At 60.3% G+C, this 22,892-nt stretch carries 24 protein-coding genes; 11 read left to right on the plus strand and 13 right to left on the minus strand.

Annotated elements, in window-relative coordinates; all coding sequences use genetic code 11:
- The first annotated feature begins 75 nt into the window (after window positions 1-75).
- Genes miaB through lnt form a run of 5 tightly spaced genes read left to right on the plus strand, consistent with a single transcriptional unit; the run spans window position 76 to window position 5,111 of the window.
- Window positions 76-1,413 carry a tRNA (N6-isopentenyl adenosine(37)-C2)-methylthiotransferase MiaB gene (gene miaB, locus AB6Q56_RS14325; RefSeq protein WP_434513758.1) on the plus strand — a complete coding sequence of 446 codons (1,338 nt, stop codon included), beginning with the start codon at window positions 76-78 and terminating at the stop codon, window positions 1,411-1,413.
- Complete coding sequence (locus tag AB6Q56_RS14330) at window positions 1,394-2,386, plus strand: PhoH family protein (RefSeq protein ID WP_434513759.1); 993 nt, start codon at window positions 1,394-1,396, stop codon at window positions 2,384-2,386. Before miaB ends, AB6Q56_RS14330 begins: the two co-directional genes overlap by 20 nt.
- Complete coding sequence (gene ybeY, locus AB6Q56_RS14335; RefSeq protein WP_434513760.1) at window positions 2,361-2,819, plus strand: rRNA maturation RNase YbeY; 459 nt, start codon at window positions 2,361-2,363, stop codon at window positions 2,817-2,819. Before AB6Q56_RS14330 ends, ybeY begins: the two co-directional genes overlap by 26 nt.
- A gap of 5 nt (window positions 2,820-2,824) precedes the next feature.
- Window positions 2,825-3,670, plus strand: coding sequence for an HlyC/CorC family transporter (locus AB6Q56_RS14340; protein WP_434513761.1), 846 nt, complete (start codon window positions 2,825-2,827; stop codon window positions 3,668-3,670).
- Complete coding sequence (gene lnt, locus AB6Q56_RS14345) at window positions 3,651-5,111, plus strand: apolipoprotein N-acyltransferase (protein WP_434513762.1); 1,461 nt, start codon at window positions 3,651-3,653, stop codon at window positions 5,109-5,111. Before AB6Q56_RS14340 ends, lnt begins: the two co-directional genes overlap by 20 nt.
- A 240-nt stretch (window positions 5,112-5,351) precedes the next feature.
- On the opposite strand, the gene msrA is transcribed toward lnt, so the two are convergent.
- The 3 genes from msrA to AB6Q56_RS14360 form a co-directional block, all read right to left on the minus strand.
- Complete coding sequence (gene msrA, locus AB6Q56_RS14350) at window positions 5,352-5,900, minus strand: peptide-methionine (S)-S-oxide reductase MsrA (RefSeq protein WP_434513763.1); 549 nt, start codon at window positions 5,898-5,900, stop codon at window positions 5,352-5,354.
- 71 nt (window positions 5,901-5,971) lie between these two features.
- Complete coding sequence (locus tag AB6Q56_RS14355) at window positions 5,972-6,652, minus strand: transglycosylase SLT domain-containing protein (RefSeq protein ID WP_434513764.1); 681 nt, start codon at window positions 6,650-6,652, stop codon at window positions 5,972-5,974.
- A 164-nt stretch (window positions 6,653-6,816) separates the two neighbouring features.
- Window positions 6,817-6,978, minus strand: coding sequence for a hypothetical protein (locus AB6Q56_RS14360; RefSeq protein ID WP_434513765.1), 162 nt, complete (start codon window positions 6,976-6,978; stop codon window positions 6,817-6,819).
- A gap of 181 nt (window positions 6,979-7,159) precedes the next feature.
- Here AB6Q56_RS14360 and glyQ point away from each other — a divergent pair, with 181 nt between their 5' ends.
- The 6 genes from glyQ to gloA are packed head-to-tail and all read left to right on the plus strand — an operon-like array spanning window position 7,160 to window position 12,634.
- The gene (gene glyQ / locus AB6Q56_RS14365; RefSeq protein ID WP_434513766.1) at window positions 7,160-8,104 is read left to right on the plus strand and encodes a glycine--tRNA ligase subunit alpha; all 945 of its coding nucleotides are present in this window, start codon (window positions 7,160-7,162) and stop codon (window positions 8,102-8,104) included.
- 2 nt (window positions 8,105-8,106) lie between these two features.
- Entirely contained in the window at window positions 8,107-10,233 is a 2,127-nt protein-coding gene (glyS, locus tag AB6Q56_RS14370; RefSeq protein ID WP_434513767.1) for a glycine--tRNA ligase subunit beta, read from the plus strand.
- 15 nt (window positions 10,234-10,248) lie between these two features.
- On the plus strand, window positions 10,249-10,800 hold the full coding sequence (gmhB, locus tag AB6Q56_RS14375) for a D-glycero-beta-D-manno-heptose 1,7-bisphosphate 7-phosphatase (RefSeq protein ID WP_434513768.1): 552 nt from the start codon (window positions 10,249-10,251) through the stop codon (window positions 10,798-10,800).
- Window positions 10,797-11,546: a lysophospholipid acyltransferase family protein gene (locus tag AB6Q56_RS14380; RefSeq protein ID WP_434513769.1), complete on the plus strand. Its 750-nt coding sequence runs from the start codon at window positions 10,797-10,799 to the stop codon at window positions 11,544-11,546. Before gmhB ends, AB6Q56_RS14380 begins: the two co-directional genes overlap by 4 nt.
- Window positions 11,527-12,243, plus strand: a complete 717-nt coding sequence (locus AB6Q56_RS14385) for a M48 family metallopeptidase (protein WP_434513770.1) — start codon at window positions 11,527-11,529, stop codon at window positions 12,241-12,243. The genes AB6Q56_RS14380 and AB6Q56_RS14385 overlap by 20 nt, the downstream gene beginning before the upstream one ends.
- Window positions 12,244-12,253: 10 nt before the next feature.
- On the plus strand, window positions 12,254-12,634 hold the full coding sequence (gene gloA, locus AB6Q56_RS14390) for a lactoylglutathione lyase (RefSeq protein ID WP_434513771.1): 381 nt from the start codon (window positions 12,254-12,256) through the stop codon (window positions 12,632-12,634).
- Between the two features lie 180 nt (window positions 12,635-12,814).
- Here gloA and AB6Q56_RS14395 read toward each other — a convergent pair whose 3' ends face one another.
- The 10 genes from AB6Q56_RS14395 to AB6Q56_RS14440 all read right to left on the minus strand — a co-directional run bounded on the left by AB6Q56_RS14395 (window position 12,815) and on the right by AB6Q56_RS14440 (window position 22,891).
- Entirely contained in the window at window positions 12,815-13,027 is a 213-nt protein-coding gene (locus AB6Q56_RS14395) for a hypothetical protein (RefSeq protein WP_434513772.1), read from the minus strand.
- 142 nt (window positions 13,028-13,169) lie between these two features.
- Complete coding sequence (locus AB6Q56_RS14400; RefSeq protein WP_434513773.1) at window positions 13,170-15,089, minus strand: hypothetical protein; 1,920 nt, start codon at window positions 15,087-15,089, stop codon at window positions 13,170-13,172.
- 2 nt (window positions 15,090-15,091) lie between these two features.
- On the minus strand, window positions 15,092-15,982 hold the full coding sequence (locus tag AB6Q56_RS14405) for a hypothetical protein (protein ID WP_434513774.1): 891 nt from the start codon (window positions 15,980-15,982) through the stop codon (window positions 15,092-15,094).
- Window positions 15,983-15,994: 12 nt separating this feature from the next.
- Window positions 15,995-16,546 (minus strand): hypothetical protein, encoded by a 552-nt coding sequence (locus tag AB6Q56_RS14410; RefSeq protein WP_434513775.1) that lies wholly within the window; start codon window positions 16,544-16,546, stop codon window positions 15,995-15,997.
- A 4-nt stretch (window positions 16,547-16,550) separates the two neighbouring features.
- Window positions 16,551-17,621 carry a hypothetical protein gene (locus AB6Q56_RS14415; RefSeq protein ID WP_434513776.1) on the minus strand — a complete coding sequence of 357 codons (1,071 nt, stop codon included), beginning with the start codon at window positions 17,619-17,621 and terminating at the stop codon, window positions 16,551-16,553.
- Between the two features lie 1,195 nt (window positions 17,622-18,816).
- Window positions 18,817-19,506 carry a hypothetical protein gene (locus tag AB6Q56_RS14420; protein WP_434513777.1) on the minus strand — a complete coding sequence of 230 codons (690 nt, stop codon included), beginning with the start codon at window positions 19,504-19,506 and terminating at the stop codon, window positions 18,817-18,819.
- Window positions 19,507-19,512: 6 nt separating this feature from the next.
- Window positions 19,513-19,815, minus strand: coding sequence for a hypothetical protein (locus AB6Q56_RS14425; protein WP_434513778.1), 303 nt, complete (start codon window positions 19,813-19,815; stop codon window positions 19,513-19,515).
- A gap of 61 nt (window positions 19,816-19,876) precedes the next feature.
- The gene (locus AB6Q56_RS14430; RefSeq protein ID WP_434513779.1) at window positions 19,877-21,064 is read right to left on the minus strand and encodes a P22 phage major capsid protein family protein; all 1,188 of its coding nucleotides are present in this window, start codon (window positions 21,062-21,064) and stop codon (window positions 19,877-19,879) included.
- Window positions 21,065-21,129: 65 nt separating this feature from the next.
- Window positions 21,130-21,942, minus strand: a complete 813-nt coding sequence (locus AB6Q56_RS14435; protein ID WP_434513780.1) for a hypothetical protein — start codon at window positions 21,940-21,942, stop codon at window positions 21,130-21,132.
- Between the two features lie 241 nt (window positions 21,943-22,183).
- Window positions 22,184-22,891 (minus strand): hypothetical protein, encoded by a 708-nt coding sequence (locus tag AB6Q56_RS14440; protein ID WP_434513781.1) that lies wholly within the window; start codon window positions 22,889-22,891, stop codon window positions 22,184-22,186.
- Window position 22,892 lies beyond the last annotated feature (1 nt).

Genomic DNA, 22,892 nt, shown 5'->3' on the forward strand with positions numbered 1-22,892 from the left:
CAACCGCGTTATAATGCGCAACTTTTCCGCCGCCCGCTTGCCGAAGCGGCCCCCACTGATTTTCAAAGCATTTCCATGACCAAGAAGCTTTTCATCCGCACTTTCGGGTGCCAGATGAACGAGTACGACTCGGACAAGATGGCCGACGTGCTCAACGCTTCCGAAGGTATCGTCAAGACCGATAACCCCGAAGAAGCCGACATCATCCTGTTCAACACCTGCTCGGTGCGCGAAAAGGCGCAGGAGAAGGTTTTCCACGATCTGGGCCGGGTCAAGCACCTGAAGCAGCAGAACCCGAACCTGGTGATCGGCGTCGGCGGCTGCGTCGCCAGCCAGGAGGGCGACGCCATCGTCGCCCGCGCGCCTTACGTCGATATCGTCTTCGGGCCGCAGACGCTGCATCGCTTGCCGCAGCTGATCGCCGAGCGCAAGGAAAAGGGCAAGGCGGCCGTGGATGTATCGTTCCCGGAGATCGAGAAGTTCGACGCCATGCCGCCGGCAGAGGTGAAGGGCGCGACCGCTTTCGTGTCGATCATGGAAGGCTGCTCCAAGTTCTGCACTTTCTGCATCGTACCCTACACCCGTGGCGGCGAGGTTTCCCGCCCGTTCACCGACGTGCTGACCGAAGTGGCCGACCTGGCCGCGCACGGCGTTGGCGAAGTGACCCTGCTTGGCCAGAACGTCAATGCCTATCGCGGCGACATGGAAGGCACCGAGGAGAAGGCCGACCTGGCGATGCTCATCGAGTACATCGCCGAGGTGCCGGGCATCGAGCGCATCCGCTACACCACCTCGCATCCGCGCGAAATGTCGCAGCGCCTGATCGATACCTACGCCAAGGTACCGAAGCTGGTGTCGCACCTGCACCTGCCGGTGCAGGCGGGCTCCGACCGCGTGCTGGCCGCCATGAAGCGCGGCTACACGACGCTGGAGTACAAGTCCATCATCCGCAAGCTGCGCGCGGCGCGGCCGGACATTTCGATGTCCACCGACTTCATCGTAGGCTTCCCCGGCGAAACCGACGAGGATTTCGAGAAGACCATGAAGCTGATCGACGACGTAGAGTTCGATGCCTCGTTCTCCTTCATCTACAGCCCGCGCCCCGGCACGCCGGCGCTGGAGCTGGAGGACAACACCCCAGCCGAGGTCAAGTCGGCCCGCCTGTCGCGCCTGCAGAAGCGCATCGACGAGCTGGCACAAGCTGTCAGCAAATCGATGGTCGGCAGCGTGCAGCGTGTCCTGATCGAAGGCACATCGAAGAAGGACGCCAAGGAATTGGCCGGCCGCACGGACAACAACCGCATCGTCAATTTCGCCGGCAATCCGCGCCTAATCAACACCTTTGCCGACGTTCGCATTACCGAAGCGTTGCCGCACAGCCTGCGAGGCGAAATTGTCATCAGCGAAGGCTAAGCCGGCCCCGAAGCAAAGACCGCTCGAGTTCGCCCTCGCGCCGGTCGACAACACCTTGCTCGCCAACCTGTGCGGGCCACTGGACGAGAATATCCGGCAGATCGAGACGGGCTTCGACGTGCTCATCCGCCGCCGCAACGAGCGTATTTCGATCACCGGTGAAAAGGCGCAGCTGACGGCCGACGCCATCCGCCACTTCTATGCGCTTTCACGCGAACCGCTGTCGGTCGATGAAATCCAGCTCGGCCTGATCGAATTCCTGAACGCCCCGGTGCGCCGCATTTCGCGCAGCGCCGAGGGCCCGGTGGATGGCCCGCAACTGGTTACCCGCAAGACCGAACTGCACGGCCGCACGCCGCGCCAGGTGGAGTACCTGAAGCAGATTCAGGAACACGACATCACCTTCGGCATCGGCCCGGCCGGCACCGGCAAGACCTACTTGGCCGTTGCCTCGGCGGTGGATGCCTTCGAGCGCGATCTGGTCGAGCGCATCATCCTGACCCGCCCGGCCGTCGAAGCCGGCGAGCGCCTCGGCTTCCTGCCCGGCGATCTGACCCAGAAGATCGACCCTTACCTGCGCCCGCTGTACGACGCGCTGTACGACCTGATGGGCGCCGACCGCGTGGCCAAGCTGTACGAGAAGCGCGCCATCGAGATCGCCCCGCTCGCCTTCATGCGCGGCCGCACGCTGAACCACGCCTTCATCATCCTTGATGAGGCGCAGAACACCACGCCGGAACAGATGAAGATGTTCCTCACCCGCATCGGCATCGGCGCCAAGGCCGTGGTGACCGGCGACATCACGCAGATCGACCTGCCCAAGGGCCACAAGAGCGGCCTCAAGGAGGCCATCGAGGTGTTGCGCGACGTGCGCGGCATCGCCTTTACCCAGTTCAAGAAGGAAGATGTGGTGCGCCACCCGCTGGTCGCCCGCATCGTCGACGCCTATGAAAAACGCCAGCAATCGACTTAACCTGTCCGTGCAATATGCCTGTAACCGCGAGGGGCTACCCTTGCGGGCGGATTTCGTGCGCTGGGCGCGCGCGGCATTGGTGGGCGGCGGCGAAGTGACAATCCGCCTGGTCGACGCCGACGAAGGGCAGTCGCTCAACAACGAATATCGCGGCAAGGACTACGCCACCAACGTGCTGTCCTTCCCCTACGAAGTCGAGCCGGTGACACAGGGCGACCTGGTCATCTGCCCGAGCGTCGTGGCCCGGGAGGCGCAGGAGCAAGGCAAGCCGCTGGATGCGCACTACGCGCACCTGACGGTGCATGGTATGCTGCATTTGCAAGGCTGGGACCACGAAGACGATGACGAGGCCCAGGACATGGAAGATCAAGAAAGGGAGATTCTCGCTGCACTGGGTTACCCCGACCCCTACGCCGGGGAGCGTGCCGCCTAAACACTATGGACTCTGACAGTAAACCGAGTTTCATCGAACGACTGACTTCCCTGCTGCTGCGCGAACCCGAAGATCGCGAGCAGTTGCTTGAAATCCTGCACTCGGCCTACGAGCGCAACCTGATGGACGCCGATGCGCTGACCATCATCGAGGGCGCGCTCGCCGCCTCCGACACCCGCGTCACCGACGTGATGATCCCCCGGGCCCAGATGGACGTCATCGACGTCGACGATCCGCTGGACGAGATCGTCAAGACCGTCATCGACGCCGCCCACTCACGCTTCCCGGTCGTCGACGGCGACCGCGACAACGTGCTCGGCATCCTGCTCGCCAAAGACCTGCTGCGCATCCACACCGAAGAGAATTTCGACCTGCGCGACTGGCTGCGCCCGGCTGTCTTCATCCCGGAATCGAAGCGCCTGAACGTACTGCTGCGCGAATTCCGCGTCTCGCGCAACCACATGGCCATCGTGGTCAACGAATACGGCGGCGTCGCCGGCCTGGTCACCATCGAAGACGTGCTGGAACAGATCGTCGGCGACATCGAGGACGAATACGACTTCGACGAGGCGCACGACAACATCCGCCAGGACTCGACCGGCCGCTACCGCGTCAAGGCGCGTACCGAGATCGAGGACTTCAACGAGGCCTTTTCGACGAACTTCTCCGACGACGAGTTCGATACCGTCGGCGGCCTGGTGCTGCGCCATCTCGGTCGCGTCCCCAAGCGCAACGAGGTCATCGACATCGACGGCATGCGCTTCCAGGTACTGCGCGCCGACAGCCGCCGCCTGTACACCCTGCTCGTCGACCCACCCAAACCGCAGACCGGTGCTGACGAGACTGCCTGAGCGGTCGCCGGCACGCCTTGCACTGGCCGCCCTGCTGGGCGCCCTTGGCGTGTTGTGCTTCGCCCCTTTCGAACTGTTCTGGCTGGCGCCGGCTGTCTGGGCGGGCTTTTTCGCCTTGCTGCTGCGCGCCACCACGCCCCGGCAAGGACTGCTGACCGGACTTTCGTTCGGACTCGGCTTCTTCCTGTGCGGCGTGTCGTGGGTCTATGTCAGCCTGTCGGTGTTCGGCGGCATGCCCTGGTGGCTGGCCGGGCCGGCCGCCTTCCTGTTCTGCACGGTGATGGCCCTGTTTCCGATGGTGGCCGGCTGGATATTCAAGCGCTGGCAGCCGGACGCCTTCTGGCGTCAGGCCGTACTGTTCGCCGCCCTGCTCGCCGCCGGCGACTGGATCCGCAGCTGGCTGTTCACCGGGTTTCCGTGGCTGGCGCTCGGCTATTCGCAAACGCCACCCAGCCCGCTGGCCGGCTTCGCGCCGCTGCTCGGCGTATTCGGACTATCGGCGTTGGTTGCGCTAAGCGGGGCGCTACTGCTGCGCTGGCGGATCGGCCTACCAACGCTGGCCTTGCTCACCCTCGCCGGATTCGGCCTGCGCCAGATCGAATGGACGATGCCACAAGGCGAACCGATCAGCGTCGCACTGATCCAGGGCAATATCCCGCAGGAAATGAAATTCCGGCCCGAGGCCTTTGTCCGCACGCTGAACCTCTATCGCGAGCTGATCGAAGCCAACCCGGCGCAACTGACCCTGTTGCCGGAAACGGCTTTCCCGGTCTTCCTCGACCAGTTGCCCGAAGCCTATCTTGCCGCCCTGAAAGCGTTGGCGAGCCGCCGGAACGGCGACATCATCTTCGGAACGCTGACGGGAGACGGCAACGCCTACTACAACAGCGCCGTCAGCCTCGGCAACTCGCCGCTACAGGTCTACAGCAAGAGCCACCTGGTGCCCTACGGCGAATTCATTCCGCCTGGCTTCGCGTGGTTCATGGCCTACGCCAACATCCCGGCCTCGTCGTTCTCGCGCGGCCCGGAAAAGCAGGCGCCGCTGGCCGTCGCCGGGCAGCAGATTGCGGCCAACATCTGTTACGAAGACGTTTTCGGCAGCGAGATCATCCGCACCCTGCCCGAGGCCGGCATCCTGGCCAACCTGTCGAACACCGCCTGGTTCGGCGATTCGCTGGCCCAGCCGCAGCACCTGCAGATCGCCCGCATGCGCGCGCTGGAAACCGGCCGCCCGATGCTACGCGCCACCAACACCGGCATGACTGCCATCGTCACGCCCGACGGCACGGTTCAGGCCACCCTGCCGCCTTTCACGACCGGCGTGCTCAACGGGAGCGTGCAGTCATACGGCGGCATGACGCCCTATGGTCGGCTCGGCGATTGGCCGGCAATCATCCTGATCGCGTTATTGGCGTCGGCCGGACTCACTCGCAGACGCTGAACCCCATTCCTGGCATGGTCCATGCAAAGAAGAGGGCATCAACTCTCTGCAGGAGCACATATCATGGACGGCGGATTGACCGAAATCTTCCTTGGCGTCACGGCTGGCGCCTTTTCACCGCTTGCGCTGATCGCCAGCTGGGAAATGCTGCGTCGCACCAAAACGAGTCATTCCGAATAGTTTTCGCACCAGCATGGTTTGCGGGCCGACGCGAGAGACCCGCCGGACGGCGGCATCGAGTCAGCCTGTCTTGAGGCGGTTGGCGAAAACCTGGCGCAGCTTCGCTGCCTTCGGCCCTACGACGGCCATGCAATAGCCTTGGTACGGGTTACGGCGGAAATACTGGTGGTGGTATTCCTCGGCCTCGAAGAAAATCGTCGCTGCCGTCACCTCGGTCACGATGGGCGCCGACCAGACACCGTCGCCGTTCAGGCGGGCGATCATCGCCTCAGCCTTCGCCCGCTGCGCGTCGTCGTGGTAGTAAATCGCCGAACGGTACTGCGTGCCGACATCGTGTCCCTGGCGATTCAGCGTCGTCGGATCGTGGATGGTAAAAAACGCCGTCAGCAGCGTTTCGTAATCGATGACAGCCGGATCGAAATGGACCTGCACCACTTCGGCATGCCCGGTATCGCCTCGGCAAACCGCTTCATAGCTCGGGCGCGGATCATGCCCGCCCATGTAGCCCGGAAAAACCGAGACGACGCCCTCGAGTTGCTCGAAAGCAGCCTCCAGGCACCAAAAACAGCCACCTGCCAGGGTGGCTACGGACAGTCGGGCTTGCTCCATGGCTTCTACATATCGTTGGGATGCTGCTCCGACCCCGTTGGGCCGGGGGAGTTCCCGCAACCGGCGCGGAATCAGGCTGCGCGTAAACGCTGAGCGGCCTGCTCCAGACGCTGGCGCTCGGCCAGAACCTTGCCGGCATAACGCCTGCCGGCGTCGCCGAGGGCGCCGCCGAATTGCTGCAAGCCCTCTTCCAGACCGCCCTGTCGGCGAATGGACTCCTTCAGCACCCGGGCCCCGACCTGGACGTTGGTCACCGGATCGAGGAACGAGGCATTCTCCTCCGGCAATTTGTCCTGATGGAAGCGCGGCACCACCTGCATCAAGCCCTGCGCGCCAAACACACTCTGCGAGAAAGGGTTGAATCCCGACTCGACGCCGATGACGGCAATGATGAGCAGCGGGTCGATATGCAGTTCCCGACCAATATTCTGCGCCGTCTCGAAAATGGGCTGTACCGCCTCGGTGGATACCTTGTAGCGGCGGGTCACATAGTCCATCGCGCCGCGCAGACGCGGGGCCAGCACCTCGACAGCTGCCTCTTCAGCCTCGACCGCCTCGACTTCGTCGATTTGCGCTTCGGCCGGCCACAATTTCTGGATCAACGGCACATCGGGCCCGATGAATCCACTCTGGATGCCAATCACACCGACGATGAAAATCATGCCGGCAGCCATCAGCAGTTTTTGGAAAACCTCCAGCACCAGCGCGAAAACGCGCTGCGGAGAAGGCGAAGTAAGGGTCGCAGCGTTCATGCGACCTCCTTGACTGTTGCCACTGCGAAAAACGACCTCGCAGCGAACGGTTACAGGGGGGCACGACATCGGCGAAAAGCGGGGAGAGGAAGGTTTTCCCGAAAGCGCAACGAAAAGAAGACAGGCGTCACGCAGCCGATGTTGCACCGCAACACGAAGCCAGTTTATTGATTTAGTTGATCTAGGTCAACCAAACGCCCATCGCCAAATAGATCGCATGTTGCGTCGCGACAACACCACAACCGGCTTACCCTTCCCCGCCAGCCATTCACTTCGATCTCGTCACCGTCTTCAAGCATCGTCAGAATACCCGGCAGATTGATCACCGTCGGCAAGCCAAATTGGCACGCAGCGATGGCACCGTGCGACAGAAAACCAGCGCGCAAAATTCATAGCAGCGCAAACCGTTGAGTGACGCTCGCATTTCGCAAGCCTGGTCGAAGCCCTGAACAGCGCCAGGAAAAGCAAGTAAAATCGGGGGTTTCGAATCAAGATCGAGTGCGTCCGATGACGACCAGCAAGAAACCGAGCTTTCAAGAAATCATCCTGCGTCTCCAGCAATATTGGAGCGACAAGGGCTGCGCCCTGCTCCAGCCGTACGACATGGAAGTCGGCGCCGGCACTAGCCACACCGCCACCTTCCTGCGCGCCATCGGCCCGGAACCCTGGAAGGCCGCCTACGTGCAGCCCTCGCGCCGCCCGAAAGATGGCCGCTACGGCGAGAACCCGAACCGCATGCAGCACTACTACCAGTATCAGGTGGTGCTCAAGCCGGCACCGGACAACATCCTTGAGCTCTACCTCGGCTCATTGGAAGCCCTCGGCTTCGACCTGAAGAAGAACGATGTGCGTTTCGTCGAGGATGACTGGGAAAACCCAACCCTGGGCGCCTGGGGCCTGGGCTGGGAAGTGTGGATGAACGGTATGGAAGTCACCCAGTTCACCTACTTCCAGCAGGTCGGCGGCATCGACTGCAAGCCGATCACCGGCGAAATCACCTACGGCATCGAACGCCTGGCGATGTACCTGCAGGGCGTCGAGAATGTCTATGACCTCGTATGGACCGACGGCCTGACCTACGGCGACGTCTACCATCAGAACGAAGTCGAGCAATCGACCTACAACTTCGAGCATTCAGACGTCGACTTCCTGTTCCACGCCTTCGGCGCGCATGAAAAGCAGGCCCAGCACCTGATGGGTGCCCAGCTCGCGCTGCCCGCCTACGAACAGGTACTCAAGGCCGCCCACACCTTCAACCTGCTCGACGCCCGCGGCGCCATCTCGGTGACCGAGCGCGCCGCCTACATCGGCCGCATCCGCAACCTGGCCCGCGCCGTGGCGCAAGCCTATCTCGACTCCCGCGCCCGCCTCGACTTCCCGATGGCGCCGAAGGAATGGGCCGCCGAAGTGCTGGCCAAGCTCGAAGAACAGAACGCCAAGAAAGCAGCCTGATCATGACCGCCAAGAATCTCCTCGTCGAACTCTTCGTTGAAGAACTGCCGCCCAAGGCGCTGAAGAAGCTGGGCGAAGCCTTTTCCGCTGCGCTCTCCGCCTCGCTGAAGAAGGACGGCCTGGCCGGCGACAACGCCGTCGTAACTGCTTACGCCTCGCCGCGCCGCCTGGCCGCCCACATCACCGGTGTTTCGGCAGTCGCCGCCGACAAGCCGGTCGTCCAAAAGCTGATGCCGGTTGCCGTCGGCCTCGACGCCAGCGGCAACGCCACCCCGGCCCTGCTCAAGAAACTCGCCGCGCTGGGCGCTGATGCCTCCGCCGTCGCCGGCCTGCGCCGCGAGAATGACGGCAAGGCCGACATCCTGTTCTACGACAGCCTGGCCAAGGGTGCCACGCTGGCCGAAGGCCTGCAGAAGGCCGTCGAAGCTGCGCTTGCCGCGCTGCCCATCCCCAAGGTCATGACCTACCAGTTGGCCGATGGCTGGAGCACCGTCAATTTCGTGCGCCCCGCGCATGCACTTGTTGCACTGCACGGTAGCGATGTGGTGCCGGTTGCGGTGCTCGGCATGAACTCCGGCCGCGCCACCAAGGGCCACCGCTTTGAAGCCGCCGTCGATCCGGTCGTCATCGCCGACGCCGACAGCTATGCCGCCACCCTGCTCAAGGATGGTTCGGTCATCGCCTCCTTCGCCGAGCGCCGCGCCGAGATCGTGCGCCAGCTCGAAGCCGCTGCCGCCAAGGCCGGCGAAAATGGCTCCGCTCCACTGCGGCCGATCGAAGACGACGCCCTGCTCGACGAAGTCACCGCCCTGGTCGAACGCCCGAACGTGCTGGTCGGCCAGTTCGAGGAAGAATTCCTCGCCGTGCCGCAGGAATGCCTGATCCTCACGATGAAGGCCAACCAGAAGTACTTCCCGCTGCTCGACGCCACCGGCAAGCTGACCAACAAGTTCCTCGTCGTCAGCAACATCAGCCCGGACGACGCATCCGCCGTCATCGGCGGCAACGAACGCGTCGTGCGCCCGCGCCTGGCCGACGCCAAGTTCTTCTTCGACCAGGACCGCAAGAAGTCGCTGGAAAGCCGCGTCATCGGCCTGTCCAAGGTCGTGTACCACAACAAGCTGGGCACCCAGGGCGAGCGCGTGCAGCGCGTTGCCGCCATCGCCCGCGCCATCGCCGATCACCTCGGCGGCAGCGCGCTGACGCAGCAGGCCGAACAGGCCGCCGTGCTGGCCAAGGCCGACCTGCTGACCGACATGGTCGGCGAGTTCCCCGAACTGCAAGGCATCATGGGCCGCTACTACGCCCAGCACGACGGCCTCGCCGCCGACGTCGCCGATGCCATCGAGGACCACTACAAGCCGCGCTTCGCCGGCGACAGCCTGCCACGCGGCCGCGTCGGCACCGTCGTCGCGCTGGCCGACAAGCTGGAAACCCTGGTCGGCATGTTCGGCATCGGCCAGATCCCGACCGGCGACAAGGACCCGTTCGCGCTGCGCCGCCATGCGCTGGGCGTGATCCGCATGCTGGCCGAGGGCGATCTCGACCTGCCGCTGTATCAGTTGCTGGATGCCACCTTCGCCCGCTTCAACGGGATCGAGGGTTTCCAGCTCAATATCAACGCCCTGGCCGATTTCATCTACGACCGCCTGGCCGGCAACCTGCGCGAGCAAGGTTACACCGCCCAGGAAGTCGACGCCGTGGTGTCGCAACGTCCACAGCGTCTGGGCGACATCGTCAAGCGACTGGCCGCCGTGCGCGCCTTCTCTGCCCTGCCCGAGGCGACCGCCTTGGCTGCGGCAAACAAACGCGTCGGCAACATCCTGAAGAAGGTCGAAGGCACCGTTGACGCCGTGGTGGACAACGCGCTGCTCAAGGAAGCCGCCGAAGTCGCCCTGCACGACGCGCTGGTCGATGTCGTGCCGCGCGCCGATGCCGCCTTCGTCACCGGCGACTACACCGAGTCGCTGACGGCGCTGGCCGCCCTGCGCGCCCCGGTCGATGCCTTCTTCGACGGGGTCATGGTCAACGCCGACGATCCGGCCCTGCGCGCCAACCGCCTCGGCCTGCTCGCCAAGCTGCATGCGGCGATGAACCAGATCGCCGACCTGTCGAAACTCTCCGCCTGAAACAGGGAGGTCGCCATGCCCAACAAGCTCGTCATTCTCGACCGCGACGGCGTGATCAATTTCGATTCCGCCCAGTTCATCAAGAGCCCGGAAGAGTGGAAGCCCATCCCGGGCAGCCTGGAGGCCATCGCCAGGCTGAAGCAGAACGGTTACCGCGTGGTTGTCGCGACCAACCAGTCCGGCGTCGGGCGTGGCCTGTTCGACATGGACACCCTGAACAGCATCCACAAGAAAATGCACAAGGCGGTGGTCGCCGAGGGCGGGCAGATCGATGCCATCTTCTACTGCCCGCATGCGGCGGACTCCAAGTGCGACTGCCGCAAGCCGAAGCCGGGCATGTTCAAGCGCATTTCGGAAACGCTCAATATCGACCTGACCGACGTGCCGGCCATCGGCGACTCGCTGCGTGACCTGCAAGCCTGTGTCGCGCTGGGTTGCCAGCCCATGCTGGTAATGTCCGGCAAGGGCGAAAAGACCAAGGCCGAAGGCGGGCTGCCGGAAGGCACGCTGGAATTTCCCGACCTCGCCGCGGCCGTCGATCATATTCTCGCCAAGGCCAAGAAATGAACGCCATCCGCTCAACCCTGTTCATGGCCTACGCCATCGTCTGGTCGGTGCTGACCGCGCCGCTGGTGGTCATCGCCGGACCGGTGCTGCGCGGCATCTGGGCGTATCGCTTCGGCAAGCTGTGGCGCCTGGGCACTCAGTTTGGCGTCGAACACATCCTCGGCATCCGCCCCAAGGTCATCGGCCGCGAGAACATGCCGGCCGAACCCTGCGTCATTCTCGCCAAGCACCAGTCGGCCTGGGAAACGATGACCCTGCAGGATTGCGTTCCCGATGGCGCCTACTGCGTCTTCGTGCTGAAGAAGGAATTGCTGAAAGTGCCGTTCATCGGCTGGGGCCTGGCCGCCATGAAGATGATCTCGATCGATCGCGGCGCCGGCAAGGATGCCCTCGATCAGGTGGTGATGCAGGGCCGCGAGCGCCTGAAACAGGGCTTCTACGTCATCCTCTTCCCGGAAGGAACCCGTGTCGCGCCGGGCCAGACCAAGCGCTACAAGCCGGGCGGCGCCTATCTCGCCACCCACGTCGGCTGCAAGGTCGTCCCCATCGCCCACGACGCCGGCGAACTGTGGCCGCGCCAGGCCTTCCTGAAGAAGCCGGGCACCGTCACCATCAGCATCGGCCCGGCTTTCGACGCCACCGGCATGAGCGAAATCGACGTCAACAAGAAGGCGGAAGAGTGGATCGAGGGCGAAATGCGCCGCCTCTCGCCGCACCGCTACCCGGATGCCGCCAGCCGCGCCTGAGGCTGCCCGCAGCATTGTCATCGGCGACCAGACGGTCGCCTATCTCCTGCGGCGCAGCACGCGGCGGACCATCGGCCTGTCCATCGACCATCGCGGCCTGCGCATCGGCGCTCCGACACGCGCCCGGCTCGGCGATATCGAAAGTCTGATCCGCGAACATGGCCAGTGGGTGCTCGACAAGCTCGCCGCCTGGCGCGAACGCCCACCGCCCGCCGCACCGCACATCGTCGACGGCGCCAGCATTCCCGTTCTCGGCGAACCGTGGCGCATAGCCCTCACGCCCATAGGCCGCGCTCGTTGGCAATTCGGCCCCCATGCCATCTACCTGCACCCCGCCCCCCAGCTTTCGCCCGAGCAATTGCTGAAGCAGGCACTGCGCGACAAGGCGCGAACGAGCTTTGCCGAGCGCCTCGCCATATACGCCAGTCGCCTGGGCGTGCCGGTGCCGCCGCTGCGCCTGTCGTCGGCCCGCACCCGCTGGGGCAGTTGCAGCCATCGCGGCGGCATTTCGCTCAACTGGCGCCTGATCCACATGCCGCTGCCGGTCGTCGATTACGTTGTCTGCCACGAACTCGCCCACCTCAAGGAAATGAACCACAGCCCGCGATTCTGGTCTGTCGTCGAACAACTCTGCCCGGACTGGCGCGCCCTGCGCCTCGAATTACGCCACCGGGCCCTGACCATTCCCCATCTATAAAGGAAACAGCATGCGCATCCTCCACACCATGATTCGCGTCGGCAATCTCGACCAGTCCATCGCCTTCTATACCGAAATCCTCGGCATGCAGTTGCTGCGCCGCCAGGACTACCCGGAAGGCCGTTTCACGCTGGCTTTCGTCGGCTACGGCAGCGAAGACAAGGAAGCCGTCCTCGAACTGACGCACAACTGGGACACCCAGGGTTACGATCTGGGCAACGGCTACGGCCACATCGCCCTCGCCGTTCCCGATGCCGCAGGCGCCTGCGCCGAGATCAAGGCGCGCGGCGGCAAGGTTGTGCGCGAAGCGGGGCCGATGAAGCACGGCAGCACCGTCATCGCCTTCGTCGAAGACCCGGACGGCTACAAGATCGAATTGATACAAAAATAATCAGTTACTTAGGATAGCGACCGCCAATTCGGACGCCAATTTGTAACGGAGCGAAGGATAGCGCCAGCTTGAACAGGGCAACATTCCACTCCGCTGCAAATCGGCATTGCGCGTTCCACAGCATCAGAATCGGCGGGTGCGCCGCTTTCCACTCGGCCAGATTGGTAACGGTCGCTGGCATCATGACACCCGTACCATCAAAACGCTTCCGTTACGATACATCCCGCCAATCTTCACTCCACCAGTAGCTGCCGCTGCGTCGTTTGCGAAGTTCTGCAGGCCGGACAGATCGACATTGTTGACTGGAAGCGCGGTCACTGTTTTATGCAGCAACTGACACCAGCGATCAAATAGCGTGTTTCCGGTGATGGCCGGAGGCCCGAGATTTGCCATGATTTTGTCCTATACTGAGTTGATGACGATGTTCCTTGCCGCATTCCTCAAGCCATTTTTCCTTTTGGCCGTTCTAGCCTTTGCTCTTGTAATCGAGTTTTGGCTAGAGCGGCACATGAAAGCCGGATGGCTTAAAAACCTGCTACTGACCCCGATTGGGCAGAGCAAACGACGCACCGAGCAGACCAGGAGAGGCTAGCCCAAGGTCAATCGCTCGTTGCACACCGTCAGGCCCGAACTTGTCGACAAGCGCCTGGATGTACTTCGCCTTGAGCGCCGCATTGTTCATCACCTCGGCCGCTGCTTTCGGGTTCAAAAGCAGGTCTGCCATTTCGGCTTTCATCAACTCGTCTTTGCTCTTGTAAAGCGTGTTGCCTAGCGCCTTGCCAACGGCAGACACCTTGCCCAGCCCAGGCACCAGATTCGCGATGGCAGACACAGCAGACGGCATGCCAACTTGTGACGCCAGGTTATCCATGGCGAAGTTCTGGAACGTATTGGACCCGACGCCGCGCCCCATATCGGAAGCCGCAGCAGAGCGCGACAGGTCGGCAGCAATCCCATTCAGCGTCTGCATTTGTTCCGGCGTCATCACGTCCTCAAGATTGCGCTTCATGCCGCCCGTTGCGTTCTTGACCAGATTTCCACGAACATCATTCAAGGCGTTTGCATACGCGCCGCCAGCCTGCCGAAACTGGACGCCAGAAGGATGATATTGAACAAGCGCCGGCTCGATCTTGTTCAGCAGCGCCTGACCAACCTGCATTTGCGTGATTGGAACAGACCCTTCAGCCCACGCCTGACGAGCAGCCGCATATTCGGGAATGTTGGCATCTGCCCACGACACCAAGTCATTCTTGACGCCTACCGCCTGACCGCGTGCATTCTTGGCAATCGGCGCAGTCGGATTGACATTCACCACATCGTCAATTGCTTTTTTTATGAGGTCTAATCCGCGCCCGGTGTATTGAACTTTTTGTTCCGGAACAACCCGCGTAATTGGCGATCCGTTAGCATCAAGCAATCCTGGCAATTGAACCGTTTTCGCATGGCCATGAGCGCCCGGAACAGATTCCGCCCTGCCTCCAACATAGGCCATGCTTTCCGGAACGTCCTTACCGAATTGAATTGGTTTTCCTGTCATCCTGGCGATGTTCTGCGCCTGTTCAAGCGTTCCATTAGGAAGCCTTGACATGATGTCGCGCAATGCAGCGTCAGACGTAACAACCGCATTATCAGCGGCAGCATAGAGAGGATCAGACGCCGCGCGACGCGCCGCTATAGCCTGCTGCATGGCCTGCTCGTCTTTCGCAATGCCGCGCAGCGCCTCGACCCTTGCCGCGTTGTTGCTCATGCCTCTATGGGCATAGGCCTCAGGGTTCGCGGCAGACATAGCGCGTTGCAGCGCCGCAATGCCGCCAGATTCGGCCACCTCTGCCGCCGTTGGCAGCGATCCAGGGATGATTTCCTGCGCATTACTCATCCGAGCGGCTACAGAGTCGGCATTGTCTCCAGCAGCACGCCGCATGACTTCGCCAATGATCTTTTTACGGCCATCCTCTGAGAAAGGAGCCGCCGCAGCAGATACGGCTTTCCCTGTTCCTGCGATCAGCTTGGCGGCACCAACGCCAGCCGCCCCCCCCAGCGCACCAAACCCGGCAGCCTGCGCCCGATCCTCGACGCTTCCCGGCGTAAGAACGCCACCGGCAAGCCCGTTGATCAGCGCCGCGCCGCCAACCGTATTCGCACCGGGTACAAGCATGGTTGGCGCAAGGGTTGCGATGTTGCCAACCACATTTCCGACCGTGCCCGCCGTTGTGTTCATCAGCGGTTTGTCCAGCGCCTTCGCTTCGTTGATTTCGTCCTGGCTGACCAAACCGACCATTTGACCAACACCTCGCCCGGCATCCGTCATCGCCTTGCCAACACCGGCCAAGAACTTTTCGGATGTGCTCATTCCTTCAGTCGGGTCGTATTTCGGCGCGATCAGGTCGGCAAACAGACCTCCGCCACGCTTCGCCGGTCCTGCGCTGGCCGGAACCAGATCATCAAACATGCCCATGATTATTGAATCCCATGATCAGTGATGCCAAGTTGCTGGAGGCGGCGAATAACAGCATCCTTCGGCGCGCCTGACGAGATGGCTTGCCGCGCTTGACGGATTGCATCGCCAGCAGCCCCCGATGGTTGCATTCCGCCGACTTGCTGATTGACGTACTTTTCATTCAGCATTCGCAAGGTCTTCATTGCTGCCTGCTTGGCCGATGTCGGAACGGTCGGATCGTTCAAGTTACCGGCCATCTGCCGATAAAGCAAAACGTCCTTGTCTGACTGCGGCCCTGTCATCTTCGGCATCTTGGCAACCAGAGTACCGGAGATAACATCCATCTGCGCCTGTGCATTCGTCGCTTCGGTATTCATGCCGAACACCCGGCCAAGCTGGTTCAGCGCAGCGCCGGCATAACTGCCCGGCGCTTTCTCCAACAACGGCGCTGCCTCGTCGGTCAGCTCCATTACCGCCGTAGCGTCCTGGCCGCGCTGCGCCTGCTCCTTGCTCTGGATAGGAGCGCCTCCTGGCATTCCGATGGGCGCGTATTGCCCGGTCTTCGGATTGAAAGACATCGGCCCGTTCGGCGTTTCGACATGCTGCAGCGTTGGCGTTTCGCGCTGACTTGCCGCGCGAATCTGAGATTCAAGAAGCTGGTTGTTCAGTCTTGCTCTATCCATGTTGAGCGCTTGCATCTGGCGTGCATCAGCAAGACCAGGATTCTGCTCCAGCGTCACTTTCCGACCATCGGCCAACATCACGCCGGCCGGGTCGCCCTTGATGCGGTATCCCTTCTGACCATACACCTCGATCGGGGATGAATAATCGAGTGCCATAACGTTCTGCGCCAGCGGGGCAGAATCGAAGTTGTAAGTTGCGCCGGTCATGTTGTTGCGTAGGTAGTTCATGGCTCCCTCCGATCAGTACAGTTGCGGCATATAAAGCCTGCTGGTATCCATGCCGCTACTTACGCGAGTAACAGGAACACCATTCAATGCATTGGTCTGCCCGTTGATAGCGCTTGCTGCTGCGCCTACCGCGCCGGCCGCATTCTGGTTGTCCGCGCCGGCCAGCTTTGAATAGAGGTTTGCCAAATTGAAGAAATTTTGTGACGCTTGGCCTTGTCCAAATTTTGTCAGTTCCATCAGTCGGTTTCCGCTGCCCAACTGACCGCGAGCCGCCGCCGTTCGGTTGATGGCCTCCATGCCCTGATCGAACGCATGCTGATAGGCCGGATTACTTGTCATCGCTCCCGGAGTTTCAAGCAGTTGCGCAAGCTTGTTCTGATATACAGGCGCTTGAGTTGCCCATGGATTGGCCTTCTGGTACAGATCATTGAAGTTCATCATGTTTGGGCTTGTCCAGCCCGATCCGTTCCAGACCGATCCCTGATTTGGCATCATGTTTCCATACCAAGTCTTGCCATCTGCGACGGTGCCGCTTTTCGGCGTTCCCCATCCAAAATCGTTCATCTCATTACCTCGCTTGCTTAACCTCTGCATCGATAGCCATCAGGCGCAGAGGTGTGTTATCGACGTGCCGAATGTCGAAGGAACGACGGCGGAACATCCCCAGGCGCAGCAAGCGGGCCGGACTGTCGTTCATCGACACCGATCGCGCAGCGGAGAAGGTTTGATAATCGTCATCTGAATACTGAACGTTGAGACTGGTCGATGCCTGATCGCCAACGACAGTCAGCACAGACATGGTTTTTCGATCCATGTTTCCAGCATCGAATCGTCCGGACCTGATCAATACTTTGATGTCTGCTCCGTTGTCCTGATAGACATCCGGCGTGAAGGTGAAAACCTCACCGCTCGTTTCGTGGAGCAGGTAATCCCGGTTGCCGTCCGTGGCATAGAACCCGTACTTGAAATAGCCCTCAGTGCCCGCGTTGTCGCTAGTCCATTGCGCCCAGGTCTGCGACGTGAAGTCATAGACCAGCGATATATCGGCAGTCACCAGGTTGAGCACGTAGAGGATGCGGCCATCAAGCTTTCCGCCCCAAGCGCGAACTGTCGTCAGGTCGGCAGCATTCAAAATGCGCTGAATAGCCGGAGAAGCAATTTCCTGCGGCTCGATACTGTTCGAGGGGAAGAAATGAACACTACGTCCGCGCTCCCGCGTTTTTGACATGAAGATCAGTCCGCCGTGGAACTGAGCCGCCGAATAACCTTGAGCGCAGCCGATTTGAATCGTCGCATTCGACACCTTCGACAACGGAGAACCGGTCGCATTTGCGGCGTCGTAGAACAGTTCGCACGTCCAGTCCTTCAGTGCTACAACGTAATTCTGGTGCTTTGCGATGGCAACTCCCTTGTCCCATTCCGCCTCGGCGGTGATGTAGTTCAGGGCATTCCAGCTATCCGGGTTCTCCAGGTCGCAGTTGTAGACCGTGCCGTCCTTGTCCATCACGAAGAAATAGCCGTCGAGATAGACCGCTCCGGGGACCGTTGCAGCAGGATAATCAGCATCGGTGACTTGCGTTAGCGTGCCGGGCGTGCCTAGCGTCAGCGTCCATGCTTTTTCTGTGTTCTTGATGAACATCTTTTTTGTGTAGGCCCCGGGCGAAGTTCCTACCCACGAAAGCGGGAGGCCTGGTGTGGCTGTGGTGAATGCGTAGGAATAGGGCGGAGTGGCGAAACTAGAGCCTGGAGATGCCGTCACTTTAACGAAAGAATCGTTGTCTCCGCCGTTTGTAGCCCCGGCTATGAACGACCCGAGTCCGTCATATGTTGTGTACGCCAACGATACTGACCAAAAAGGTCCGGCTGTGTAGGTATCCAACACAGACGATAGGGACCATGAATCTGTGTCTATGGCGCGGAATTCTGTAGGAGCTATTTGTGTGTTGCAAGAGACAAGAACACCATCAGATGACAACAATATGGGGTATTTCAACACGGAGTTCGAAGATATCGTGTGATGCGTCCACGTAATTAAATCAGACGATTCGCTCACGACTTTCTCGTACAGGTCAATGACGTAATACTTTCCGGAGTGGAACACAAAATCAGATAGGAACGGGAAAGCCCCCACCGTTGTGTTTACCGCCCCGACGTATGTCCAAGACACGCCATCCGTAGATGTGTAAGCGCCAAAAGAAGCACCGCTTCCATTGAGCTTCAAGTACACCAACTTCGTGCCGTTTGTGACTATTTTTCCTGACCCATTGACCTCAGCGTGAGTCCCGAGATTAGCCCAGCTACTGCCGTTGTTTGTGGTTCTAAATACCTCCCCGTCTCCAGTGATGCAATACAAAGCTCCGGAAAAGTATATGACACGCCCGGGCTGGGTCGGTGCGCCGGAAAAACAATTCACTCTGGTCCATGTGTTTCCTTGATCGGATGATCTGTGCGTTTCCGAGTACCCTGATCCGTCAGCGATGACGTACCACAAAAACCCGCCGCCATAGGCCAACGCATTGATCCCCAAGCTCGAAAAAGGACTCCCAACGCCAACTTGATCGGCTGAAACAGTAGGTCCGCTAGAGCTACCACTCGGAATACTCGCGTAACTGGTCTGGTAGAACGTCAACCCCGTGGCGTGGTATATATTTCCCTCCCACGACACCATGCCCAGCCCTGCCCCGGCTGCCGATGCAACGGACTTGCGAAGGCCTGGGCGCTTCACCACGAACGAAGTCTCGCCTTCGACATCAACGAAGCAATTGACCAGCTTGGCGTCTTTGGAGAGAGAACCGTCCCGCGATTCGATGCTTGAGGCGATGGGGAATCTCATGTCAGAAATCCGAGTAGATGTTGTAGCGACGGCCTGTCGTTACTCCGAGATCGGCCGTAATCGGCTGGCTGTTCATGCGCTTGATCTCGGCAAGTGACTTTTTGGCGATTTGCACCACTTCACCGGATGCCGAAACCCCGAATTCCGGAGCAAGGCAGATAGCCAGGTTGTAGGCGATGGCCTGCTCGTAGCCAGGCGGTAGCGAAACGGTATCGCCGAGCGCCGCAAATCCGGCCAGCGGATGAACCACACCGAGGATCAGCGTTGCAGCCTGGGTCGGGATTGGCCACAAGTTCAGCGTCACCAGCGGATAGTCGCCAGTCGGGTAGAGGTAGTGCGGTATGTTGCTTTTCAGCGTCTTGACGCGAATGGAAGCCCACTGCGCCTGATCGATGATCTGTAGCGGGTAATCGACACCAATCAACTGGAAGCGAGCATTCTCGATGTTGATTGGTCGCGTCGTGTTGATGTTTCCGGACGGCCCGAGTGTGTAGCTTTGCTGGTTGGCGACGATGCTTCCCGTCACTTCATCAATTGACCATGACGCCCACGGCTGGTTACGCCAGCCTTCGAGCATGGCATTCAGCGCCGTCAGGCCGTCCGCCAGTGCATTGGAATCCGGCGTGACACCGGACCCAATTACCGACAGCAGGCGCAGCGCACGGGTGATAAGCGTCTGCGCGGTTGCCATGGCCGATTACTCCGCCGCCTTGGCAGCAATGGCATCCATGACGCCCTTGCGGTTCTTTCCGGCCGCTTCTTTTTCCACCAAGTCATTCAGCTCGTCTTTGCTGAATTTTCCGGAATTGATCGCGTCGATGATCGGCTTTGCCGGACCGTCGAGCGACAGATCGGCATTGCTTTCGTCTTCCTCGCCCAACATCTTGAAGCCTTCGGCGCGAGCCGCTTCTTCTTCTGCGGCGTCGTTGACCACGACGGAATCGGCCAGGTCTTCCCAGCCGCTGCGGTAGAGTTGTTTCGGGTATTCAACGAATTCCATTTTGTTCTCCAGAAATGAAAAGCCCCCATCCGAAGACGGGGGCTTGCAGCACGGTCAGTGCTTAGTTGGACAGGATGCGGGCAGCCAGCTGAGCGCGCAGCGTCTTGTAGCCGTACAGCACATCGAGACGGCAAGGAAACTTGTCGTTGTTGATGTCGTACTGCTGGACAATCCGCATGGACACGCCGTCCATCACTTCACGGGCCGCGAAATGGACGCCTTGCGGCATCAACAGGTCAGCCGTGGCGAAGGCAAAGGCTTCTTTATGGAAAACCATCGACGGCTTGTAGATTGCAGACGCGCCGCCAACCTTAGTCACTGCTCCGCCGTTGGTCGGCGAAGCCGACACGTTCTGTGCCCCGCCAGAGGTAACAATGGCCGGAGATACGGCAATGGTACCGGCGCCGCCCGCATAGTCGGCAGTAACCACAAATTGCTGCAAAACGCCAGTATCGGCCTTGGTTTCCGGATGCACGCGGTTACAACCCGCGAAGGTGATGACGTCGCCCTTTTTGAAGGTCGTCGCACCGGTAGCCACAACAACGCCAGAGCCGACCTGAGAAGCGCCGTTGACCGTGTAGGTCGTGGCGCTGGCTGCGGTGCCGGTCGCTTGATTGGCGAGCAGCGTGTTCTCGTAAAAGTCGAACCCAGCCGTGCGGCCCATGATGCCTTCCTTGTACTGCTTGCTGATCGCGGTCGAGTCCTGGAAAAGACCTTTCAGAGCGTCGATCAGATCAACGTTGTCCTGGGTATTCAGCAGGCAAGTACGGTTTCCGTCTGCTGGAGTCAGCGCATCCTGCAGCGCCTTGCGACCGGTCAGAACGTTTTTCAAGGTGATCGCCGAACCGATATTGTTGACCACCTGATAGACATCAAGCGCCATGGACAGCGCATCGGCTTCAATCGTCGCAGCAAGGACCGACATGGCCGGTTGCAGGATACGATCGCTGAAGTCATCCAAGGAAAGGGTCAGTTCCGACGAGGTGAAGTTCAGGTCGACGCCCTTCTGGGTGCTGATCTGCAACGACACGCTGGATTCGGTGGTGTCCTGTGGCGACAGCGCGGCGCCAGTACGAACCTGGTACTGGTTCGGCAAGCGGACCTTGATGGTGTCACCAATCTTGGCGCCCTTCTTCGCAAAAGAATCGTCATAGTCGCGAACGACGTTGCCGACAAAATTCAGCTTCTGGTGCAGGACGCGCAGTGCTTCGCGGGTGACCATGGACGGGGTGAGGATGGTATTCGGCATTTTTCAATCTCCAGAAATGCAAAAACCCGCCAGGGGCGGGTTCGGTGGTTTGATTACGGTGTCGGTCAGCGTTTTTTGGAGAGCTGACCGTTGCGCCACTTCAACCAATCGTCGGTGCTCATCTTGTCCGGATCAGTAACCGGAGTCGCACGAGCGCCAACCGGTTGAATTGGCGGCGGGGCACTACTGGTCTTACGGGGCTGCGGTCTTACAACAGTTGCCGCAATGCGCCCAATTTCGACGGCTGCGGAGAACGGATCGAGGCTTGCAATGCGAGCGGCTTGGTCAGGGTTCTTGCCCAGGTAATACGCCACGTCTGCGCCGTTGTTGCTGCGCATGATGGCCTCTGCCATGGCCTGAGAAATTGGAAGGTCAGGGTCTTGCACGACATCGTCAAAATCTTCGTAAGCTTGGCGGGCCTGCTCGGTTTGCTTGGTGTAGCTCTCGTACAGCTTTGCCGCTTCCTGTTGCTGGCGTGTCTGGCTTTCCTTGGCTTCGCGTTCCTTCGCCAGGTGGTCGAATTTCTGCGACGCCTTGTGATCGGCCAGGGCGTCAAGGTATTCCTCAACGCTGTTGAATTGATCCAGTTTTGGGGCTTGGCTCGGCTGCGCCTGCTGGGCCTGTTGTTGCTGTTGCGGCGCTTGTTGCGAACGCTCCAGCACTTCCAGACGAGCTTGCAGCTGATACTTCTCGCGTGTCAGTCGGTCGATACGTTTTTGCACGCCCTTGGGAACGCGATGCTCTTCATCATCGTTCGGCTTGGCCTGCCCCGTGGTATCCACGTCGGGTTGCTGTTCCGGTGCCGTTTCCGGTTGCTGCACGGCTTGTTCAGGCGTAGTTTCAACTGCGGCCTGTTGCAGTTCTGATTCTTCTGGCATGGATTAATCTCCAAGGTCAAACCCGATGAAAGCCCATCGGTAGGCGTAAAAAAACCGCCCGGAGGCGGTTCGATATCAGGACAGGTCATTTGCCGATAGGCGGCTTATGTCCTATCATGTGGTTGTCGCTCAAATGCGAGCGGAAATGCTTTCTTGGTTGTGCAGCGGCAACAACGCGAATGCGGAAGAGACCAAGAGGTGGAAATAGGCGCCACCCCTGCCAAGACGGCTAAACGGCCCATCATTTCGATGGGCCTTTTCTTTTGCGCAGCCCATCAGGAACAACCGACAGGACGTTGATATTCCCGGCGCCATCCAGGCCAAGTGGCATCCTTGCGTCGTAACGCTTGCCGCTCTCGCTGTCCATCAAGCCACGATTCAGCAACGAAGGGTTTTGCGCTCCCTTTGCACGATCCAGATCAACAGCTGATCGTTTCATCATGGCTTGTTCTGCAAATTTCCCAACTTCTTCAGGGCTGAAATTGTCAGCCCCGATTCGACCATCAAGCAGGTGATTCAGCGCCTTGTTGTTCATCATCACATCGTTTCCAGCCGGTGTTCTGCCGAACTCTCTTGACAATCGATCAAACTGACCAGCCGTCACATCGCCAAGCTTGTAGGTTCCGCTACCCTGCCCCTGAATAAGATCGCTGATCAGGCGCTTTTTCCCTGCTGGATCGATAGCCATGACAAACGGCAACGCGCCCAGTGCATTCAGGGCAGCGCTTCCGTACTTTTCATTTATTGCATCAGTGACCGCGAGCGCTCCGCTTGCCAAGTCGGATACAACCGGTACACCTGTTGCAGAAATTGCGTCAGCAAACTGGCGTGGCGATGGAAGGCCAATATCTCCACGATATTGAAACCCATTGTCCAAAAATGGCATCAGCGCATTCCTGTTTTTCACTGGCGAATTTATCAATGCGTCGAGTAAAGCGTTTTGCCCCATT

This window comes from Dechloromonas sp. ARDL1 (assembly GCF_051122455.1).
Taxonomy (GTDB): domain Bacteria; phylum Pseudomonadota; class Gammaproteobacteria; order Burkholderiales; family Rhodocyclaceae; genus Azonexus.

Coding starts and splice junctions, on each gene's coding strand:
- miaB (WP_434513758.1), top strand. CDS start 76: ATGACCAAGAAGCTTTTCATCCGCACTTTCGGGTGCCAGATGAACGAG.
- ybeY (WP_434513760.1), top strand. CDS start 2,361: ATGAAAAACGCCAGCAATCGACTTAACCTGTCCGTGCAATATGCCTGT.
- AB6Q56_RS14340 (WP_434513761.1), top strand. CDS start 2,825: ATGGACTCTGACAGTAAACCGAGTTTCATCGAACGACTGACTTCCCTG.
- msrA (WP_434513763.1), bottom strand. CDS start 5,900: ATGGAGCAAGCCCGACTGTCCGTAGCCACCCTGGCAGGTGGCTGTTTT.
- AB6Q56_RS14355 (WP_434513764.1), bottom strand. CDS start 6,652: ATGAACGCTGCGACCCTTACTTCGCCTTCTCCGCAGCGCGTTTTCGCG.
- glyQ (WP_434513766.1), top strand. CDS start 7,160: ATGACGACCAGCAAGAAACCGAGCTTTCAAGAAATCATCCTGCGTCTC.
- glyS (WP_434513767.1), top strand. CDS start 8,107: ATGACCGCCAAGAATCTCCTCGTCGAACTCTTCGTTGAAGAACTGCCG.
- gmhB (WP_434513768.1), top strand. CDS start 10,249: ATGCCCAACAAGCTCGTCATTCTCGACCGCGACGGCGTGATCAATTTC.
- AB6Q56_RS14380 (WP_434513769.1), top strand. CDS start 10,797: ATGAACGCCATCCGCTCAACCCTGTTCATGGCCTACGCCATCGTCTGG.
- AB6Q56_RS14385 (WP_434513770.1), top strand. CDS start 11,527: ATGCCGCCAGCCGCGCCTGAGGCTGCCCGCAGCATTGTCATCGGCGAC.
- gloA (WP_434513771.1), top strand. CDS start 12,254: ATGCGCATCCTCCACACCATGATTCGCGTCGGCAATCTCGACCAGTCC.
- AB6Q56_RS14395 (WP_434513772.1), bottom strand. CDS start 13,027: ATGGCAAATCTCGGGCCTCCGGCCATCACCGGAAACACGCTATTTGAT.
- AB6Q56_RS14400 (WP_434513773.1), bottom strand. CDS start 15,089: ATGGGCATGTTTGATGATCTGGTTCCGGCCAGCGCAGGACCGGCGAAG.
- AB6Q56_RS14405 (WP_434513774.1), bottom strand. CDS start 15,982: ATGAACTACCTACGCAACAACATGACCGGCGCAACTTACAACTTCGAT.
- AB6Q56_RS14410 (WP_434513775.1), bottom strand. CDS start 16,546: ATGAACGATTTTGGATGGGGAACGCCGAAAAGCGGCACCGTCGCAGAT.
- AB6Q56_RS14415 (WP_434513776.1), bottom strand. CDS start 17,621: ATGTTCATCAAGAACACAGAAAAAGCATGGACGCTGACGCTAGGCACG.
- AB6Q56_RS14420 (WP_434513777.1), bottom strand. CDS start 19,506: ATGGCAACCGCGCAGACGCTTATCACCCGTGCGCTGCGCCTGCTGTCG.
- AB6Q56_RS14425 (WP_434513778.1), bottom strand. CDS start 19,815: ATGGAATTCGTTGAATACCCGAAACAACTCTACCGCAGCGGCTGGGAA.
- AB6Q56_RS14430 (WP_434513779.1), bottom strand. CDS start 21,064: ATGCCGAATACCATCCTCACCCCGTCCATGGTCACCCGCGAAGCACTG.
- AB6Q56_RS14435 (WP_434513780.1), bottom strand. CDS start 21,942: ATGCCAGAAGAATCAGAACTGCAACAGGCCGCAGTTGAAACTACGCCT.
- AB6Q56_RS14440 (WP_434513781.1), bottom strand. CDS start 22,891: ATGGGGCAAAACGCTTTACTCGACGCATTGATAAATTCGCCAGTGAAA.